Origin of the sequence: Pseudomonas sp. JZ134 (assembly GCF_051027695.1) — a bacterium.
Lineage (GTDB): Bacteria > Pseudomonadota > Gammaproteobacteria > Pseudomonadales > Pseudomonadaceae > Chryseomonas > Chryseomonas luteola.
Window position 1 is genome coordinate 2,379,376 of the sequence record NZ_CP069250.1, and the last position, 20,112, is coordinate 2,399,487.

Here is a 20,112-nt window from a genome sequence, read left to right on the forward strand (position 1 = left end):
ATGACAGAAGTCACAAGCAAGCGCATCATTATGCTTTTGGCTTAGCCGAAATCCGCCACGCTCTGTGAATCTTGCTGTTCCGTGCAAAATCCGGATCAAGTGTCTCGTGCGTAATCTCTTCTACCTGGTAGCGTGCTGCGAGCGAAGCATCCAGCTCGAACTTTCGGAAGTTGTTCGAAAAATAAAGGAGGCCTCCCCGGGCAAGCCGAGCCATGGCCATATCGATCAGTGAAACGTGATCACGCTGAACATCGAACACGCCCTCCATACGCTTGGAGTTGGAGAAGGTTGGCGGATCGATAAAGATCAGATCGTACTCTCCCCGGTTCTCATCGAGCCACTCCATGACATTGGCTTGTTCCAGACGATGCTTGTCAGAGAAGCCATTGAGCGCCAGATTACGGCGTCCCCAGTCCAGATAGGTCCGTGACATGTCTACGCTGGTGGTGCTGCGGGCACCGCCAACCGCTGCATGTACAGTCGCCGTCGCGGTGTAACAGAATAGGTTCAGGAAACGCTTGCCAGCGGCTTCCTGCTGGATACGCAAGCGCAAGGGTCGATGATCCAGGAACAGGCCGGTGTCCAGATAGTCGGTCAGGTTGACCAGAAGCTTCACACCCCCTTCGATCACCTCCATAAAGTGACCCTGCGCAGCCTGACGCTCGTACTGCTTCTTACCGGTCTGGCGCTCGCGACGCTTCACGACCACACGAGAAGGATCAATATTCAGCGCCTGCGGAATGGCTGCCAATGCGTCCAACAACCGCGACTGCGCCTTTTCCGGGTCGATAGTCTTCGGCGGTGCGTATTCCTGCACATGAACCCAGTCACGGTACAGATCGACGGCAACAGCGTACTCGGGCATGTCCGCATCATACACGCGATAACACTCGATCTCTTCCTTACGCGCCCATTTGGAGAGTTGCTTCAGGTTCTTTTGCAGGCGATTGGCAAACATCTGCCCGCCTTCGCTCAGCTTGGCAGGTTCCGATGCTACCTGCGCTTCATCACGGGATTGTGACGATGTGGAAGAACGTTCACCAGTCACAAATTGCCGTGGTTCGATCTCGAACATGAGCAGCTTGCAAGGCAGTGCACCGTTCCAGAAGGCATATTGCTTGTGGCTGCGGATACCCATGCGCTTGCCCAGCTCCGGTGCTCCCGTAAACACACCGGCACGCCAGTTCAGGCAACTCATGCGCAGACGCTCACCCAGGTTCTGATAGAGATACAGCAGGCTTGCCTCATCCCCCAGGCGCTCGCCATAGGGTGGGTTGCAGATGACTAGACCAGTCTGGTTCTTATCTGGTCGCGGTTCAAAATTCGCTACTTCTCCCTGATAAACCTTGATCCAGTCGCCCAGCCCTGCCCGTTCGATATTATTGCGGGCGGGTTGAATAAGCCGAGGGTCGGCTTCATACCCGCGAATCCATAGCGGTGGACGCGCAAGCCCGGCGACAGCTCGATCCTCGGCCTCGTCAATCAAGCGATTCCACACCGCCGGGATATGCCCCAACCAGTTCGAGAACCCCCAATGTTCCCGCTTCAGATTGGGCGCGATGTCCGCAGCCATCAACCCTGCCTCCACAAGGAACGTCCCTACCCCGCACATCGGGTCAGCCAACGCGCCGCCCTGCGCGGCCAGTTGCGGCCAGCCCGCACGAATCAGAATGGCCGCCGCCAGATTTTCCTTGAGCGGTGCAGCACCCTGCTGCAGACGGTAACCTCGCTGGTGCAGGCTGTGCCCGGACAAATCCAGCGATACCGTCGCTTCACCTCGATCCAGATGAACGTGAATGCGAACGTCCGGCCGCACCTTGTCAATCGACGGACGCTGCCCCGATACCCTGCGCAGCCCATCGACAATAGCGTCCTTGACCTTGAGCGCGCCGAAATGTGTGTTATCAATCCCCGAACCCTTTCCGGAAAATTCAACGGCCAATGTCCCGTTGGGCTCAAGGTGTTCGCTCCAATCAATAGCCGCCACCCCGTCGTAAAGGGTATCGGCATTGGTCACTGCAAAGCGCGACAGTACCAACAGCACCCGGTTTGCCAAACGTGACCAGAGGCAAAGCCGATAGGCTGTTTCCAACGTGCCCTGCCCACGTATGGCAGAGACCTGAGCGCGTGCCTGCTCCAGACCAAGCGCTTGTGCCTCGTCCAGTAGCAGCCCGTCCAGCCCTTTAGGGCACGTCAGAAACAATTCGTATTGATTGGTCATGAATCGTCATTACTCATTGATGGCAGGTTTACTGACCGGCCAGAAAACTGAAAACCATAAAAAGCCCTATTACATAAGGCTTTGACTGTTAGGACCGGCCTTGTAAAGGTCTTTCTTAGCCGGTCGTTATGGTTAGATTTGATAAAAACACTATGGTTATGCCAAAACGATCATTCACATAGCTGTAACCATTGGTTAGAACTTAACCAATCCCGATTCGCAATGAGCGGGATGAGAAGCGTCACGCCGGCAACGCTTCCACGAGGCCCAAGGGCCATTGGAAAAACAGTCAACAAACGAGGGCAACACCCTATGAGAAGACTTAAGCGTGATCCGATGGAACGAGCTTTTCAACGTGGTTATCAGCACGGCGTTAGCGGAAAATCCCGCGATCTTTGCCCCTTTAACCATCAAAAAATCCGCCAGGCCTGGATGAACGGCTGGCGCGAAGGCCGCGGCGACCACTGGGATGGCTTCATCGGCACAGCAGGTATTCATCGCTTAAATCAACTCAACGTAGCAGGCTGATACAACCTAATTCGTTTTGGACGGGTGACTTAACGCCCTCAAACAGATCGCACTGGTGAACACCAGATACGCCTCCAACGAGGCACAGGGCTCCTTAAGGAGCCCTTTTGATTGTCGAAGCGATAGCATCTACTGACTCGCGAATGAGTGCCGGTCCCTTGTAAATGAAGCCGGTATAGATTTGAACCAGGCTTGCACCCGCCGCTATCTTCTGCTCTGCGTGGATACCCTCGGTAATGCCGCCTGCCGCAATAATGGGCAGTTTGCCCTTTAGCTCCGACGCCAGCACACGTACCGTATGCGTACTCTTATCACGCACCGGCGCACCGGAAAGACCGCCCGCCTCGGCAGCATAGGGAAGATTCTCCACGCCGTCCCGACTCAGAGTCGTGTTGGTCGCAATGATCGCATCCATGCCGGCCTGATGAATGGCATGGGCTACCAGTACAGTCTCTTCATCCGTCATGTCCGGCGCGATCTTGATGGCAATCGGCACTCGCTTGCCGTAACGCACCGCCAGATCCTCCTGACGAAGCCGAAGCGCTTCCAGAAGCGCTTTGAGCGAGTCACCAAATTGCAGGCTGCGCAGTCCGGGTGTATTGGGCGAGCTGACGTTGACGGTCACGTAGCTGGCATGCTCATAGACCTTGTCCAGGCATAGCAGATAATCGTCAGCGGCACGCTCGACAGGCGTATCGAAATTCTTGCCGATATTGATTCCAAGAATGCCTTTGTACCGGGAGGCCCGAACCCGCTGAATCAGATGATCGACGCCCAGGTTGTTGAACCCCATGCGATTGATGATGGCCTCAGCCTGGGGAATACGGAACAGCCGTGGCCGAGGGTTACCCGGCTGTGGCCTTGGCGTTACCGTACCCACCTCGACAAAACCGAACCCCAGCTGTGAAAAACCATCGATGGCAGCACCGTTTTTATCCAGTCCAGCCGCCAGGCCTACAGGGTTGGCGAACTCCAGCCCCATGACCGTGACGGGGAACGAAGGCTGGCGATGAAACAGGCCATTGAGACCCAGCCTGCCACCAGCACCAATCAGATCAAGGGTCAGATCGTGGGACGTTTCCGGAGAAAGCTTGAACAGTAGGTTACGAACCGTGGAGTACATGGGCAAGGGCTGTTCGAATGGAAGGACCGCCCATTATACAGCTCAACAAGTCGCGAGTCTCTCCATGCCAGCAGCGGGAATAAACCGCACAGCTCTTTTGTAATTGCAAAGCAGTTATCAGTAACGAACTGAACAAGTTATAAAATGTCAGAATAAAAAGAGTATTTTTCAAAACCCGCTCGTATTTGGCTGGTGCCTTTCAACGTGTGCTCTACTTCCCCGGGTTATTCCAACCGTTCGGAAGAAAATCGCGCAGACTTTCCTATGCATGCCATAGTGAATTGTTAGTGCAATCAGTGAATCTTTATCAGTCGGCAGGGTCCGATGGCCCGCCGTTTATCAACGGGTCTTTGAATACGAATGGAGCGCCAGTGAATTGTCCCACGGAGGGAAAATGAGCCCGCGGAATGCGCTAAGCCTCAGTGCTCGGTTCATGGCGCTTACCCAGCGCTTGAGACTTGGCCAGTCGGCCAGTCGAGTGCTGCATCGCGCCAGCCGTCTGGATCTTGATTTTCAGCCACTTCCGGAGGATGTCGAAAGCATCTGGTGGGATGAAGGGCTTCCCCTGTATCAATTGATTTCCCTGTCACGTGGAGCACTTTCAGGTCCGGTTCAGGAAGACAAGGCGCCTGCCTATGAGCTTCTCAGCCAGCTCATCAAGACGCGACAGATCAACTACTCCAGCTTCGACCTGCGCTGGATCAACGGCGTCTATACACGCCACCCCGCCGTCAGCACGGTCTCGGCGAGCAGCTTTGAAGAGCTGGCCGCTACACCCTACTGTCGCCGCCATGTACGCATTATCAGTTATCGCGACTTTGAGTCCACACTGGGCCAAGCCCTGGCAGGAAACCGCTTTTCACTGCAGCTTCGTGAAGCGAGCTGGCGCGGCTCACGGCTGTTCTGGTATGGCGATGAGCAGCAGGTTTGCGCTTTTGCAGGCGCAGTAGCTTATGCACGCCTGAGAGGCCTTGAATATCTACTGCCCGCAGAATTGACGACCTATCAGCTCGATCCGGCTGCGGTAGAGACACTCGGTGAAGCCTTCCATGTACTTGCCGTACCTTCGGAGTGCTGGAACGAGCGAGGGTTTGTAAAACTACTGATTGATAACGCCATTCCCTATGCCCGACTTACTCTTCCCGGACACCCGGAGCAGCTGGAATGGCTTCTGCTGCCCCGTCAGTCACCGTTAAGCGATGCGCTGGGTCAGGGACTCAAATTGGCAGGCGCTCCCGATCTGTTGGTTCGCCTACGCCAGATTGGAGCGATTCCTGATGAAAGGACACCCACAGCGCCGTTACCGCCTGAAGAATCAGGCGGTGCTTGAGGCGACCGGTTGAAAGCGTTGCCCTGCCTGTAAAAACAAGCCAAAGGCTTGAGATTGACCGCTGAAGAGATCGTCTTCTTTCCAATGTACCGCCCGATGCTCCAGCTCTGCCAGAAAAGCAGGCCATCCGGCCGGCCCGGAGTCAGGAACATGACTTAGATAATGAGTTGCAGCCCGAATCAATGGCTCATCACTACCAGCCACATAGCGGGCAATCATCTTGCCGCCGAGCCGTGACCCTTCAAGCACATAAGCATATCCCCAAAGGGTGGCCTCATTACTGCAGGCCTGCAAAGGCTTATATTCAGGTACAGACACACCCAGCATGGCCAAATCTTCGGCCAACGCAAACCGACGCCGACGCTGCTTCCAGTCAGGCATCATCGCTTCGATGCCGGAGGACTCAAGCATCTCCTCCATGGGAAACAAGGCCCATGCATGGGCAACCAGAAACGTCTGGTAGCCATCCAGATCCGTTAGTCGATAGGACGAAAACAAGGCGTCCACCTGCTGGTGCAATTCGCCACCGGCCTGTCGTAAACGCTCACGAATAGAGGACGTACTCATGTCTGCTGTATTACTTTCAAGGGATTGGAGCCTTTCAGGGCTGAATGAACCTTGTTCGCCAGGTCATTCTCTCGAAAGGGCTTGGGTACGATGAAATATTCCTGCTCGTCCAACTCGCCGAGTTCGGCGTATCCGGTAATGAAGACTACCGGAAGATCGGGCTGGCGTTGGCGCAACGTTCGGGCAAGCTCGGCGCCGTTCATGCCCGGCATGGCAAAGTCAGCCAGCAACAGATCAATCTTGGCCGTACGCTCTATCACCGCCAATGCAGCAAAACCGTTTTGCGCCTCGATGACGCTATATCCCAGCTCCTGAAGCAGCGTTGAGGTAACCTCCCGAACGGCACTGTCATCATCAACCAGCAGGATCGTACGTCTGGGTCCATCCATGCGACTTTCGGAGGCTGCCTGGGTATCCGACGCCGCATCATCCAACTCCACCTCGGCGCGAGGTAGAAATACTTTGACTTCGGTGCCTACACCCAATTCGGTTTCGATGCGCACTCCACCACCGGATTGCTTGGCAAAACCAAACACCTGAGCAAGCCCCAGGCCAGACCCCTTGCCTACTTCCTTGGTAGTAAAGAACGGTTCGAATGCCTTGGCCAGCACCTCATCTGTCATACCCGTGCCAGAATCCCGCACGGACATCATGACGTAATCGCCCGGCTCTGGCTCTTCAGGCCGCGAAGGTGCAGCGGTAATCGTCTGGTTGGCCGTGGTCAGACGCAGCGACCCGCCTACGCTCATGGCATCCCGAGCATTAATTGCCAGATTCAGGATGATCAACTCGATCTGGGTCGGATCGACCAAGGCATGCCAAAGCCCCGGCTCCAGGGAGGTCTCAATCCAGACGCTGCCGCCCATGGTGCTTTGCAGCAAGGCCAGCATGCTGTTGACCGTCTCGTTTAGCTCAACAGGCTTTGGCGCAAGACGCTGGCGTCGTGAAAACGCCAATAACTGGCCAATCAGCTTGGCGCCTCGCTCTCCCGCCTCGCGAACGTTCTGCAGACGCGAAGGCAACTTTTCTAAAGTACCCTTTTCCAGATCGCGCCCCATGAACGCCGCACTGCTGAGAATGACAGTCAATAGATTGTTGAAGTCATGCGCAACACCGGCCGTAAGCTGACCCACGGCTTCCAAGCGCTGCATTTGCTGCAGCGTCGCCTCTACGCGCTCCCGCTCATTGATCTGCTCACGCAGCTGCCGGTTGGCTGTCGCCAGCTCTTCCATGGCATCCACTTCAGCGGTGATGTCTCGCCCTGAGCCATACAACTTTCCATCTTCGGGCACAGCCGTCCAGGAAATCCAGCGATAGCTGCCGTCTCGATGCTGAATACGATTAACGAACCGGTTGGTTATCCGGCCGTTACTGACACTGTTCAGCTCAGCCTGGGTAATGCTGCGATCATCACAATGCACCAGCTCAATGAACGGCTTGTCGATCAAGGCCTGGCGATCCCATCCTAGGGTCTCAGCCCAGGCCGGATTCAATGCCAACAGACGACCTTGTGATCCGGTTACGATCAACAGGTCTCGTGACAGATCCCAGGTACGGTCGCGCTCGCGTGTACGTTCCTGTACACGTTCGCCCAGTAAGGTATTGAGTTGCTCCAGCGCTTCGGTGGCCCGCTTCTGCTGGGTGATATCCATCATTACCCCGAGCAGGCGAGTGCAGATGCCATCCTCGAAGAATGCCTTGCCTCTCGCCTCGATCCAGCGCTGTTCTCCAGCAGGAAGAGAAATCCGGTATTCCGCGTGATATTCCTGGTCATTGCTATGCTCGGTAGCACGGCGGACCGCATCAAACATTTTCTGGACTTCGTCCGGATGCCCCAGTCGAGCAAACAACTCCAAATCGACCTGTGCGTCCGAAGGCAAGTCGAACATGGCCTTGCAGCGCTCGTCCCACAGCAGGTGGTTGGTCTCGGGTTGAAGCTCCCACATGCCCAGGCGCGCCGCATCGATTGCCAGCCGGGAGCGCACTTCAAGCGTTTGCAGAGCCTCTTCGGCCTTGCGGCGCTCCCGTCGTTCATGCACAACAGTCAATGCACGCTCTACAGAAGTAGAAAGCAGCTCCAGACTCTGTTTGAGCACGTAGTCATTCGCGCCCAGGCGCATCATCTCGACGGCATGTGCCTCACCAAAAATGCCGGAAACAAAGATGAACGGCGTATCGGGAGCCGCTACGCGCGCCACTTTGAGCGCCTCGGCTCCAGAGAAGCCAGGCAGGATGATATCCGACAGGATAAGATCGAACGGCTGGCCGCACAGTGCTGCGTCAAGCCCCGCTCGGTCATACACAACCGTTGGCTCAAGACTAAAGCCGTTGCGCTCCAGTTCGATAAGGATCAGCTCGACGTCGAGCTTGCTATCCTCGACCAACAATATCTTGATGCGTTTCGGTAAGGACATATTGCTTCGCCGAGCAGGTTCCACGAGCATGGAACGTGAAATCAGGCCGTTCGGGTCATCTGCAGTATAGGATTTAATAAGGACCTCACTATGAGCCGGGGCGACGGGTTAGACGGAACGAACCGGGTGGCGGCTCGTTGAGCACAGCCCAGAAGATGCCTAGGTCGCTGATGGCCGCTACGAAATCACGAAACTCAACAGGTTTTACCACATAAGCATTGACACCGAGCTGATAGGCCCGCTCCAGATCAGGCTCCTCGCGAGAAGAAGTCAGCATTACAACCGGTATGCTGCGCAATGATGGGGTATCACGCACTTCTTTGAGCACCTCAAGGCCATCGACCTTGGGTAATTTCAAGTCCAGCAGCATTACCGCCGGATTTCCCTCAAGTCGCTCAGCATGAGCGCCCCGCCGCATGAGATAGTCCAGCGCCTCGGCACCGTCGCGCAGAACAATGACCTCGTTGGCCAACTGGCTCCGTTCAAGCGCAACCAGCGTCAGCTCGAGATCGTGCGGATTATCCTCGATCAGAAGAATCGGCTTAAGCATAGAAGGAGTCTCAACGTTTCTGTGTGGAAAGGGGGCGCTGTTTCGGTAAAGCAAAATAGAACGTGGCACCTGTGCCCGGCTCGCCCTCAGCCCAGACCCTGCCATCATGGCGTTCTATGATACGGCGGACAGTGGCAAGGCCGATACCGATGCCTTCGAACTCGTCCATATGGTGCAGTCGCTGGAAGACGCCAAACAGCTTGCCCACGTAATCCATGTTGAATCCGACCCCGTTATCCCTGACATGGAAAATGTCTTCCTTGTCGGTTGATTCTGAGCCGATCTCGATAACCGCCTGCTCGCGGTTGCGGGTGTACTTGATCGCGTTGGAAATCAGGTTACGGAGCGCCAGATGAATAAAAGCCGCATCTGCAATGACCATCGGCAATGGCTCGACCTTCCACTCGATGTTGCGCCCGGCAAAGTCAGGCGCCATCTCCTGACGAATCGCTTCGATCAAGGCTGCGACATTGACATCGGAATAGCGGATCGCAGCCCTTCCCATCTGGGAAAAGCTCAGCAGGTTGTCAACCAGGGTTCCGGCAAACCGTGCTGAAACGCCGATGTTCTCAAGGAAGCGTGCGCCGCGATCAGAGAGCTTGTCGCCCTCGAAGTCATTGAGTAATTCTGCATAACCGGCAATGTGCCGAAGAGGCGCACGCAGGTCATGTGAGACGCTGTAGGAAAAGGCTTCAAGTTCCTTATTGGTTCGCTTGAGCTCTTCTGCCAGCTCGGCCAACTCTTCAGCCTTGCGCAAGACGATACCGCGAACGGCATTACGCAGCTCGATGCTGCCCTCGACCTCCAGCGGGTCCCACGGCAATGAGAAGCCTCGGACGGTTTCCTGCCACGTGCTAAAGCTCAGGCGGGGATTGAGCATTCCGTCGTCCTGCACCGCCTTGTGCGGCGGTCCGGCCCAGTTGACGACCTGAACCTGCTCAGGCCTGAACCAGATCAGGTAATGGGAGTGAAGCTCGGAGATCGGCACTGCCAGCAGACCGGCAACATAGCCGCCCAACTCCAGTTCGGGAATATCACGCGTCACATTGTTGGTATGGAAATCATCTTCAACATGCGTCGAGAGCCACATCACCAACGACTCGACGACCGAGCGCGGGGGCGTCTGGCCAATCAGGTCGCAGCGCTCAGCCGATACGATAGCACCACCCGACGCACTGGCGAACCGGAGAAAAATATCGGGTACTTCAGCGATGCCTTCGATAACACTGTCGCGGTCAGCCATCGCGGCCAGCAACTGCACGATCATCTGCCGAAGCGACAGGCGGCGATCGGATAACTTGTGAGACTCACCAGCCTCGATCTGCAAGGACAGCATACGTCCCAGGAGTTCGCAGCCAGTGCGCTTCTGGAAGCTCACTGACTTTGGCTCGGCATCGTGGCAGGAAATCAGCCCCCAGAGCTCGTTATCCACCAGAATGGAAATGGACATCGAGGCCTGCGTACCCATGTTACGCATGTATTGGACATGCACTGGCGATACGCTGCGTAGCATTGCAAAGCTCAGGTCCAGCGGGCGCCCCGTTTCCGGGTTGACGGAAGGCTCAATGATAGAGGGCTCGTAATGGGCGTCCTGAATGACACGAATCCGGTTTTCACGATAGAGTCGACGCGCTTGAGCCGGGATATCCGACTCGGGGAAGACATGGCCAAGGTAACGGTCGTAACCCTCGTCTGCCTCTTCGGCAATCACCTGGCCATGGCCGTCGTGATCGAAGCGATATGCCAGTACTCGGCCAAACTGCGTAATACGCTTGACCTCTCGTACCGCCAGCAGGCAAAGCGCCTCAATGGACTCGGCATGCTGCAGCTGCTCGACAAAGGTACGCACCAATGGGTACATCGTTGTGTAAGCCATTGCTGCCGTACCGGCCGCTTCGAACTCGGCGATCAATACATCATCGAAACGATGCACGAACATGGCAAACTGGTTGCCGTTATCACCAAGGCGCAGGACTACATCACCCAGATAGAAAGGATTGTGGTCTTCGACGACCAGCTCCTTCAGCCGCTCGGGCAGATCCGTTTCTGGCAGAAAATCACTCAGGCATTTCCCTAACAGATCGGCAGGGCTGGCATGCAGATAATCCTGTACGTTTTGGCTAACCTGAGTAATTGTCAGGCTCGGCTCGCTCAAGGCCAGCAGAAACCCATGTGGCTGGATACTACCGGGAATGTGTATAGGTTCTTTCGCACATTCCGTCAGCGTGTTGGCTGGAAGCGAGGAACTGGGATTGTCGGCGACGGCCAAGCATCCTCTCCTGTCGTTACGTATGGATAATTTGTCTATGCCTATTGTGCCTGCATAGGTACGTTATTGTACAAGTGTGATTGATCGGGATAGCGCTAAAAATCTGTGATCCGCCTGCTAGAGCTTTCCTGTTGTACATGTCTTGTCAAACAGTGCTGGTGGACTGCGGAACTATTAGTTACCTAGGGTAAGTCGAAACGGCTGAATCATCCCAAGGAGCAAGTTATCCATGTTCGCGCGCCTCGCCCCTGCTTTGCTGCTAGCTACCCTGACACATTCGGCATTGGCTGCCGATGCCGCCTATGGTCCACGCCTGGAAGGTTTCGAATACGCTTACCCGGTAAGTGAGTTTGAGTTCACATCCCAAAATCAACGCCTGCAAATGGCTTACATTGATGTGAAGCCTACCGCAACACCTAACGGGCGTACCGTGGTGTTGATGCATGGAAAGAACTTTTGTGCCGGAACCTGGGAAACGACCATAGCCCAACTGAGCGGGGCCGGTTATCGGGTCGTAGCGCCGGACCAGATTGGCTTTTGTAAATCCACCAAACCTGAACACTATCAATATACCTTTCAGCAGCTGGCGGTGAATACCCACGCGCTTCTCGAGCACCTGAGTGTAGACAAGGTCACAGTTTTAGGTCATTCCACCGGCGGCATGCTGGCTACCCGCTATGCCCTGCTCTACCCCAGCCAGGTCGAGCAGCTGGTCATGGTTAACCCCATTGGCCTTGAAGATTGGAAGACCAAAGGTGTGCCTTACCGTAGTGTTGATCAATGGTACGAGCGGGAGCTGAAAACAAGCGCCGAAGGTATTCGCAAGTACGAGCAGAACACCTATTACGCCGGCCAGTGGAAGCCTGAATACGATCGCTGGGTCGATATGCTGGCCGGGCTGTATCGTGGTGAAGGCAAGCAGGTCGTAGCCTGGAACTCGGCCCTGCTGTACGACATGATCTATACCCAGCCGGTGGTCTATGAATTTGATCAGCTTCGCATGCCAACGCTGCTCATGATAGGCACCAAGGACAATACCGCCATTGGCAAGGACGCAGCCACTCCAGAGGTGCAGAAGGCGCTGGGTGACTATACGACCCTAGGCAAGCAGACAGCCAAGACAATTCCCCATGCCACACTTGTCGAATTTGATGACATGGGACATGCACCACAAATCCAGGATCCCGAGCGCTTTCACAAGACGCTGCTCAAAGGATTGGCTGACATTAAATAAGCTCATAAAAAACCCCGCCGAGGCGGGGTTTTTTTCGATGGTGCGACTTACATCGTCGAACTCGTGGCAGAACCCAGACTAGCCAAGTCCATTAGTTCACGGGCTGCCACCGCATACATGGCGAAATCCTTTCCGCTGGCGGCACGCACATCACTGAGCATACCTCTCCAGCGTTCCACCATGGTACGGTTGTGCTCCATCCATAGGGCCAGCCGCGCAGCGTTATCTTCAGGTGCCTCAGGCATCTGCAAAACCGCAATCGTGATGATGCGCTGCTGTGCATCCAATTCATCTCTGAACGCTTCACGCGCCAATGCTTGCCAGGCATTTTCAACCGGCAACTCGTTGAGCTGTTGCTGATACCAGGTCAGGTCGAGTGCATTGCCAACAGCGAACCAGGTCGAGGCTACCTGGATAGGATCATGCCCGGTCACGTCAGCCGCCTGAATGATGGGCAAAAGCGTATAGATGTGCGTCGTACCCGCCACCACACGCGCCAGTAGCTCCGGCGTACCCTGATCGATGTAATGCTGATACCGCCCTTCCCACTGGCTGCGTGGCTCGCCCTCGAGCAGTTCGTTCAAACGAACGCCCAGCGCGGCAACACGTGGCCCGAAGTGAGCAACATCACGCGCAGCATCCAGCTCACCGCGACGGCTGCGCAGGAACCAGCGCGTCGCACGACGCCCCAAGCGCATTAACTCATCCATCAGACTCAACTGAACATCTGCCGGAACCTTATAGTCCAGCGCTTCGATCTGACGCCACCAATGAGGCAGATGCAGGACATCCCGCATCACAACATAGGCACGCGTGATATCCGCCGCGCTCATGGCGGTGGACTCCTTGAGGCGCTGGATAAAGGTGATACCCATATGGTTGATCAGATCATTGGCGATCTGGGTACTCACGATCTCGCGCTTCAGACGATGCCGCTGCATCGCCTCGCCAAATTCCTCAGTCAGGCGCTGCGGGAACGCAGTATGCATGTCGCGGCTAAGGTACTCATCGTCCGGCACACTCGACTTGAGCAACTGTTCCTTCAAATCGATCTTGCTGTAGGAGATCAGCACCGAAAGCTCGGCACGGGTCAGGCCTATGCCCTGGCTCGCGCGCTCTGCCAGAACATCATCAGAGGGCAGGAACTCCAGTGCGCGGTCAAGCTTGCCACGACCTTCCAGGTCCACGATGAGACGCTTGTACTCCATGAGATGCGTCCGTGCACGACGCTCCGCCAGAGACAGCGCTTGGGTTTGCATGTAATTGTTGTTGACGACCAGCTCACCAACCTCATCGGTCATCTCGCCCATCAGCTGATTACGCTGTTTCAGGGTCATGTCGCCAGAGGACACCACATCGCCCAAGAGAATCTTGATGTTGACCTCATGGTCAGAGCAGTCCACGCCGCCGGCATTATCAATGAAGTCGGTATTGCATGCGCCACCAGTGAGACCATACTCGACCCGTGCCAGTTGGCTCATGCCCAGGTTACCGCCCTCACCTACCACCTTGGCGCGCAACTCGTTGCCGTTCACCCGTAGCGCATCGTTGGCCTTGTCTCCGATATCCGCATGGGATTCGAAGCTGGCCTTGACGTAAGTACCGATACCGCCGTTCCAGATAAGATCGACCGGAGCCTTGAGCAGTGCATGAATCAGCTCGTTAGGCGTCAGCTGATCGGCCTGGATATCGAAGCGCTCTTTCATCTGCGGCGAAATTTCAATTCGCTTGGCGCTACGTGAGAAAATGCCGCCACCCTCGGAAATCAGGCTGGCGTCATAGTCCGTCCAGCTGGAGCGTGGCAGGTCAAACAGACGCTGGCGCTCGGCGAAGCTGCGGGCAGCATCGGGGTTTGGGTCAATAAAGATATGTAAATGGTTGAATGCCGCTACCAGCTCAAGGCTTTCCGAGCGCAGCAGGCCGTTACCAAATACATCGCCGGCCATGTCGCCGATCCCTAATACAGTGACCGGGTCTTTCTGGACGTCAATGCCCCGCTCGCGGAAATGCCGTTGTACGCTGACCCAGGCACCACGCGACGTGATACCCATTTTCTTGTGGTCATAACCTGCCGAACCGCCAGAAGCGAACGCATCACCCAGCCAGAAGCCGTATTCAGCTGCGATACCATTGGCAATGTCCGAGAAGGTCGCCGTGCCTTTGTCGGCTGCCACGACCAGATAAGGATCGTCATCGTCCTGACGCACAACACCCACCGGCGGAACGATTTCACCCTCTTTCAGGTTGTCCGTGATATCCAGCAAACCGGAAATAAAGATGCGGTAGCACGCTATTGCCTCAGCCAGGATCTCGTCCCGGCTACCGCCTACAGGCAGACGCCGCGGTACGAATCCACCTTTTGCTCCTACCGGTACGATTACCGAGTTTTTGACCTGCTGCGCCTTTACCAGGCCCAGCACCTCTGTACGGTAATCCTCTTCCCGATCCGACCAACGCAGACCGCCACGAGCAACCTTGCCGCCTCGCAGGTGGACGCCTTCCACACGTGGCGAGTACACGAAAATCTCAAATCGCGGTACAGGCTTGGGCAGTTCGGGGATCGCACGCGGATTGAACTTGAAGCTGAAATAGCCCTTGGGCTGGCCATTTTCGTCTGGCTGGTAGAAGTTGGTTCGCAGCGTTGCCTTGATCAGATCCAGGTAACGACGCAGGATGCGGTCTTCGTTGAGCACTGCCACGTTATCCAGCGCTGCAAGGATTGCCTGCTCCAAACGCTGTTGCTTGTCTTCCAGATCTTCCGGAGTCATGCGGCGCGCCAGATAGAAGCGCATACGGAACAGGCGTGTCAGCTCGCGTGCAATGTCCACATGATTGTTCAGCGTACTGGCAATGTAGCCAACGTCGAACCCAATGCGAATCTGCTTGAGATAACGCGCGTAGGCACGTAGCAGGGCCACATCACGCCAGGGCAGCCCGGCCGTCAGGACCAGCCGGTTAAAGGAGTCATTCTCGGCGCTGCCATTGACGATATGGATGAACGCATCCTGGAACGTGTCGTTGAGCTGTTGCAGGTCCACATGCAACCCCGCCACCGTGGTAAAGGCAAAATCGTGGATCCAGTATTCGCGCCCATCTTTCTTGCGCAGGTGATAAGGAAACTCACCCAATACGCGCAAGCCAAGGTTTTCAAGGATTGGCAGTACATCCGACAAGGCCAGCGGCGTATCCGCATGATAGAGCTTGCAATGCAGGACATTGTCGCCGCCGCTGTAACCGAGCGGCTGATAGAAGCTCATGATCAGCGGGCGGCTTTCCGACAGGTTCAGCAGATGCCGCATGTCCACCACCGCCAGATGCGGCGCGAAACGCTCACGATAACCGGCCGGGAAACCCTGAGGGAAATCGGCCAGTACCGCTGTACCCTGCGCCTCGCCCAAGGTATCGATGATCAGACTCGCATAGTCGTCCTTCCAGGACCTGCACGCCTGCACCATTTCCTTTTCGATACGCGAAGGATCAATTTCCGGCTTCTGGCCCGGATCGATACGCAGGATGAACTGAACACGCGCCAGAACGGATTCGGAGAAATAGGTCCAGAACTCGCAGTCGGTGCCATGCAAGCGCTCCATAAGGATCTGCTGCATGCGCTGACGGACCTCGGTGGAATAGATGTCGCGCGGTACATAGGCCAGGCAGTAATAGAAGCGTCCGTAGGGATCGCGGCGCAGGAAGACGCGAACCTTGTTGCGCTCCTGGATCTGTACAATGGACATCGCCGTAGCGAAAAGATCATCTACCGGTGTCTGGAAGAGATCATCACGAGGCAGTGCTTCAAGCACCTGCGCCAGCTCCTTGCCCAAGTGCGCACTGGCACCGAAATCGGCCCGACGTCTGACTTCCGCCGCCTTGCGCCGGATAAAGGGAATGGCTTCGACGCTCTGGTTATAGACGTTGGAGGTATATAACCCCATGAACCGGTGTTCACGAATGACATGCCCCTGTTCGTCGCACTGACGGATCGAGACAAAATCGGGATAGGCCGGACGATGTACCCGGCTTGGCAACGCAGCTTTGGCAAACGAGAGCAGCAACGGCTCACGGAAATACTGCAGCGACTCGGTCTGGATATGAGCGTCTTCGGCAGTAAGGCCTATGCGCAGCTGCCGCGAAAGCCCCAGCAGCGAGGACTCATCATAGAAGATGCGACCACCTTCACCCTCGTTCTCGACGGTAAATTCTTCATATCCCAGGAACGTGAAGTGGTTGTCGTTGAGCCAGGCCAGGAAGGTCTTCACCTCGTCTAGCTCTTCTGCCGCTACATTTGGCCCCGCCACGGTGTCCAGCTGATCGAGCAGATGCGCTACACGCTGTTTCATGGGGTTGAAATCGTTCACTGCCAGGCGCACCTCGCCCAGCACTTCAAGCAGGGCTGATTCAAGCGCCTTCATGTCACTGGCTGAAGCACAGCGATCGATCTCAAGAAAAATGACTGATTCCTGGCTGACTCCCTCTCCCTGGGTACCTTTGGGCAATACCTCTAGCAGACGGCCTGTCTCATCACGGCGTACGCTCAGGACACTGTTCTGCAGAGTATGTACGCTGTGTCCGGATCGATTGATCTGCATGCGGACCGAGTCAACCAGGAACGGGATATCGGCATGCAGGACCTCTACCGCCGTGTGGGCAGACTGCCAACCATGCCGCTCGTATTCAGGGTTGAATACATTGACCTGCGGCTGAGCCGGATTGAAACGCTCCAACAAGCGCCAGGCCGAGAGTACACAACCAACAAGGTCCGAAAGACGGCGCTGGGTCAGTTCTTCCAACGCGACAATTCCGAAGAACTGGTCAGCGAAGGGTGTCAGCCTGGAGAGCGTTGGCTCGTCCACATGCTGAGCGAGAGCAAGGTGTAACTGGTGTTGAAAGTCCGCTTTGCTGGCAGCGGTAAAAAACGCCATGGTTGTACTCCATCTGGGCTTTATTCGTTTTTTGCACGCCTGGTGCCTACATACAAGGACGAGGACCCAGGGTGTTCAGCTCGAGTTCAACTTTATTGCAACTGAAGCCCCTGACATTTTTGGCAGCAGCGACTTCAGCCGGGTAAAAGCTTAAAACGAAGCTGCCGCCGCTGCATTCGGTGCCGCGACATCTTCGTTCATACCTGTTGCAGATGGGGTTTGGGAAAGGAATGGCGCAGCGTTTGCCGCTGCGCCAGAACGATTACTTCGAGGAGGGAATCTGGGTCGCCGGCGCCACACCGGTCGTGTTATTCAAAAGGCTGTCGGTTGCGGTTTGCAGGAAAGCATCCAGCTTGTGCTGCATGGCAGAGGCCTTGTCTGCATCATTGACCACTTCCGCACGACGGATAGCGCCCAACTCGTATCGATACAGGCGTGCGTCAAGATCCTTGGGCTTCACCAGAATATCGTCACCCGACACGATGGCCACGGTCTGCTCGCCTCCTGACGGCTTGATAACCGCAACGCCAGGATCGCCTGCTGGCAGGTCCAGCAAATCCCGCCCCCAGCATTGATGGCGGGCCGGCTCGCCCAAGCGGCCGAGGATGGTAGGCACTATGTCGATCTGGCTACCAATCGTATCGCGGCGGCTGCCAAAAGTTTCCTGTACACCAGGCCCAATCAGCAGCAGCGGTACGTTGAAGCGGAAAAGATCCATTTCCGTCAACTGTTCCGGCGCACCGAAACCGTGGTCGCCCACGATGACAAACAGGGTGTCCTTGAAATAGGGCTGCTTGCGCGCCTCGGCAAAGAACTGGCCCAGCGACCAGTCCGCGTAGCGCATCGCTGTCAGATGCTCATCCAGCGAACCGTGTCCGGTTACACGTTCAACCGGCAGGTCTTTGGGTAACGCGTAAGGGGTGTGATTGGAAAGAGTTTGCAGCAGGGCATAAAACGGCTTGCCCTGCTTTTCGAGCTTACTGAGCTCCTCAGCCGAGCGGGCAAACATGTCCTGGTCAGAAACACCCCAGGTTGGATCGATAAAGACCGGATTGACAAAGTCGTCACGCCCTACGAAAGAGGTCATACCCTGGTTGCTAAAGAAACCAGACTGATTGTCCCAGGCGAAACTTCCGTTGTAGACATAGACATCGTTGTAGCCGCGCGGGCTGAGCATCTGTGGCAGTCCAGAAAACTTGTTACTACCCTCCGGCATCCGCATGAGGTATTCGAAAGCCGGCAGGTTCGGGAAGCAGGCCATGGTGGCAAACATCCCCTGGTGAGTATGAGTGCCGTTGGAAAAGAAACGGGTAAACAGCAGGCCGTCCTTGCTTAGCGCATCGAAATTGGGCGTGATGTTATCCGTACTGCCCAGCGCACCAATGTATCGGCCCGCCATGCTCTCCATCAGAATGACGACGACATTGCGTACACCCGGCAGCCTGGTTTCGGGCGCCGGTGTATAGACGCGACGAATGGCAGCGGTATCGGCATCCACCAGCTGATCACGAGGTGTGAGCAACATGCTGCGTACGGTCTTCAGCGCCTCATCCTCGGGCAGGGTCGCCTTCCAGGTGTTGTCCCGATGGTCAGAGAAGGAGTGCTCTGCCGCATTGATAAGCGTCAGAGTGCCATTGAGCCCCAGATGATTGGCAAACATCGACTCCGTTGTATAGGCATCCCCCCAGCGCAGCGGTGGGCCATGGCGCAGCGTGCCACGTACGGCAACGACCGCCACCAGCAGACAGACCACGAATACCGCGCCCCGCGCATACCAGGCAGGTGAAGCGACCGGGCGGGCTCCCGTGCTGTCCGAAGCGACAACCTTCGGCCGCGTCGCCCGCTCGACACGATGAAACATCCATCCCAGCAATAACGCTGCTACCAGCCAGGCCAGCAGAAGGCGAACAACAGGAAAGCCGTACCAGATCATACTGAATACGGTCTTGAGATCTTCCTGCATGTACTGGAACACCAAGCCATTCAGGCGCTGATGAAATTCCCGGTAGAAGTTCAGCTCCACCACACCCAGGAACAGGCAAAGGCTTGCAGCGACCGTAAGCCAGACGCAGTGCAGGCGGCGAGCCGCCATGGCACGCACGCTGAGCAGTGAAAGCAGTAGCGGCACACAGATGTATGCAATCAGGCGCAGGTCGAAGCGGGCACCGTTGATAAACGCCTCGATGAACTCGCCGGCAGGCGTATCGCCAATGGATTCATGATTATAAGCCAGCAAGGCCAGCCGCAGCAGGGCGAACATGACCAGCAAGGCCAGCGCACTCCCCAGCGTAAAGGCCAGATGACTGGCAATGGTTGGCTGTATAGGCCTGCGCCCTGGATTAGCGGGTCGTTTGGCGTCCGGTTGTTGCATTGTTTAAGCGCCTTCTTTGGTGCGTTGGAGTTTCAGGATGCGGTTGCGTCCCTGCTCGGATAGCAGAAAACTGCCGTCAGGTGATGGCAGAAGGGTCTGGGCAGAGCGAAGATGACTCAGGATTACATGCTCTTTGCCCTGTCGATCGAGCAGCAGCAGCCGGGCCATGTGCGTGGCGTCTTCCGTAATCCAAACACCCTCCGTGGTGCACACCATGAAGCCAGGCGCATTCAAACCGGTGAGCACTATAGGGTCCTGGCCATCGGCTTGCCATTGGTGGATTTCACCCTTCTGCTTTTCGAGATAGAACAGCGAACCGTCTGGGCAAGGTGCGACGGCTTCTGCCTGATCGAGGCCCTGCCGCAGAATGGTCACCGCCTGGGTGCTTGGGTCATAGCGCAGCAGTCGCCCGTTGCCATGCAGATCTTCGATGCCGTAGAGATAGTGTCCGTCGGTTGAGACTTCCTCGACATCATTACCCATAAACAGCTCGCGTCTTTGATCGCCCTTTTGCCAGATGACGGGATGTCGGTCGGCCTCCTGGCTATACACCACCCCCCTTGAAAGAAGGTCAGGCCATCAGGCT

12 protein-coding genes are annotated in these 20,112 nt (G+C 56.2%); 3 read left to right on the top strand and 9 right to left on the bottom strand.

Annotation, left to right across the window (positions count from 1 at the left end; all coding sequences use genetic code 11):
- Nucleotides 1-28: 28 nt before the first annotated feature.
- Nucleotides 29-2,221, bottom strand: a complete 2,193-nt coding sequence (rlmKL, locus tag JQR86_RS11090) for a bifunctional 23S rRNA (guanine(2069)-N(7))-methyltransferase RlmK/23S rRNA (guanine(2445)-N(2))-methyltransferase RlmL (RefSeq protein ID WP_434153580.1) — start codon at nucleotides 2,219-2,221, stop codon at nucleotides 29-31.
- Nucleotides 2,222-2,533: 312 nt separating this feature from the next.
- Between rlmKL and rmf the strand changes: the two genes are divergently transcribed.
- The gene (gene rmf / locus JQR86_RS11095; protein WP_010797981.1) at nucleotides 2,534-2,749 is read left to right on the top strand and encodes a ribosome modulation factor; all 216 of its coding nucleotides are present in this window, start codon (nucleotides 2,534-2,536) and stop codon (nucleotides 2,747-2,749) included.
- A 94-nt stretch (nucleotides 2,750-2,843) separates the two neighbouring features.
- Here the strand turns inward: rmf and JQR86_RS11100 are convergent, their stop codons facing one another.
- Nucleotides 2,844-3,872 carry a quinone-dependent dihydroorotate dehydrogenase gene (locus JQR86_RS11100; protein ID WP_122042822.1) on the bottom strand — a complete coding sequence of 343 codons (1,029 nt, stop codon included), beginning with the start codon at nucleotides 3,870-3,872 and terminating at the stop codon, nucleotides 2,844-2,846.
- A gap of 394 nt (nucleotides 3,873-4,266) precedes the next feature.
- Between JQR86_RS11100 and JQR86_RS11105 the strand changes: the two genes are divergently transcribed.
- The gene (locus tag JQR86_RS11105) at nucleotides 4,267-5,202 is read left to right on the top strand and encodes a hypothetical protein (protein ID WP_074825324.1); all 936 of its coding nucleotides are present in this window, start codon (nucleotides 4,267-4,269) and stop codon (nucleotides 5,200-5,202) included.
- Here the strand turns inward: JQR86_RS11105 and JQR86_RS11110 are convergent.
- From JQR86_RS11110 to JQR86_RS11125, 4 genes are all read right to left on the bottom strand, one after another.
- Nucleotides 5,188-5,769: a biliverdin-producing heme oxygenase gene (locus JQR86_RS11110; RefSeq protein WP_010797978.1), complete on the bottom strand. Its 582-nt coding sequence runs from the start codon at nucleotides 5,767-5,769 to the stop codon at nucleotides 5,188-5,190. The genes JQR86_RS11105 and JQR86_RS11110 overlap by 15 nt on opposite strands.
- Complete coding sequence (locus tag JQR86_RS11115) at nucleotides 5,766-8,183, bottom strand: response regulator (RefSeq protein ID WP_434153581.1); 2,418 nt, start codon at nucleotides 8,181-8,183, stop codon at nucleotides 5,766-5,768. Before JQR86_RS11115 ends, JQR86_RS11110 begins: the two co-directional genes overlap by 4 nt.
- An 88-nt stretch (nucleotides 8,184-8,271) precedes the next feature.
- Complete coding sequence (locus tag JQR86_RS11120) at nucleotides 8,272-8,733, bottom strand: response regulator (RefSeq protein ID WP_073449641.1); 462 nt, start codon at nucleotides 8,731-8,733, stop codon at nucleotides 8,272-8,274.
- 10 nt (nucleotides 8,734-8,743) lie between these two features.
- Nucleotides 8,744-11,002 (bottom strand): ATP-binding protein, encoded by a 2,259-nt coding sequence (locus JQR86_RS11125; protein ID WP_434153582.1) that lies wholly within the window; start codon nucleotides 11,000-11,002, stop codon nucleotides 8,744-8,746.
- A gap of 229 nt (nucleotides 11,003-11,231) precedes the next feature.
- Between JQR86_RS11125 and JQR86_RS11130 the strand changes: the two genes are divergently transcribed.
- The gene (locus JQR86_RS11130; protein ID WP_434153583.1) at nucleotides 11,232-12,236 is read left to right on the top strand and encodes an alpha/beta fold hydrolase; all 1,005 of its coding nucleotides are present in this window, start codon (nucleotides 11,232-11,234) and stop codon (nucleotides 12,234-12,236) included.
- Between the two features lie 47 nt (nucleotides 12,237-12,283).
- Here JQR86_RS11130 and JQR86_RS11135 read toward each other — a convergent pair whose 3' ends face one another.
- From JQR86_RS11135 to JQR86_RS11145, 3 genes are all read right to left on the bottom strand, one after another.
- The gene (locus JQR86_RS11135; RefSeq protein WP_434153584.1) at nucleotides 12,284-17,155 is read right to left on the bottom strand and encodes an NAD-glutamate dehydrogenase; all 4,872 of its coding nucleotides are present in this window, start codon (nucleotides 17,153-17,155) and stop codon (nucleotides 12,284-12,286) included.
- A 262-nt stretch (nucleotides 17,156-17,417) separates the two neighbouring features.
- Nucleotides 17,418-19,526, bottom strand: a complete 2,109-nt coding sequence (locus JQR86_RS11140) for an LTA synthase family protein (protein ID WP_407363190.1) — start codon at nucleotides 19,524-19,526, stop codon at nucleotides 17,418-17,420.
- Nucleotides 19,527-19,529: 3 nt separating this feature from the next.
- Nucleotides 19,530-20,009, bottom strand: coding sequence for a hypothetical protein (locus tag JQR86_RS11145; protein ID WP_434153585.1), 480 nt, complete (start codon nucleotides 20,007-20,009; stop codon nucleotides 19,530-19,532).
- Nucleotides 20,010-20,112 lie beyond the last annotated feature (103 nt).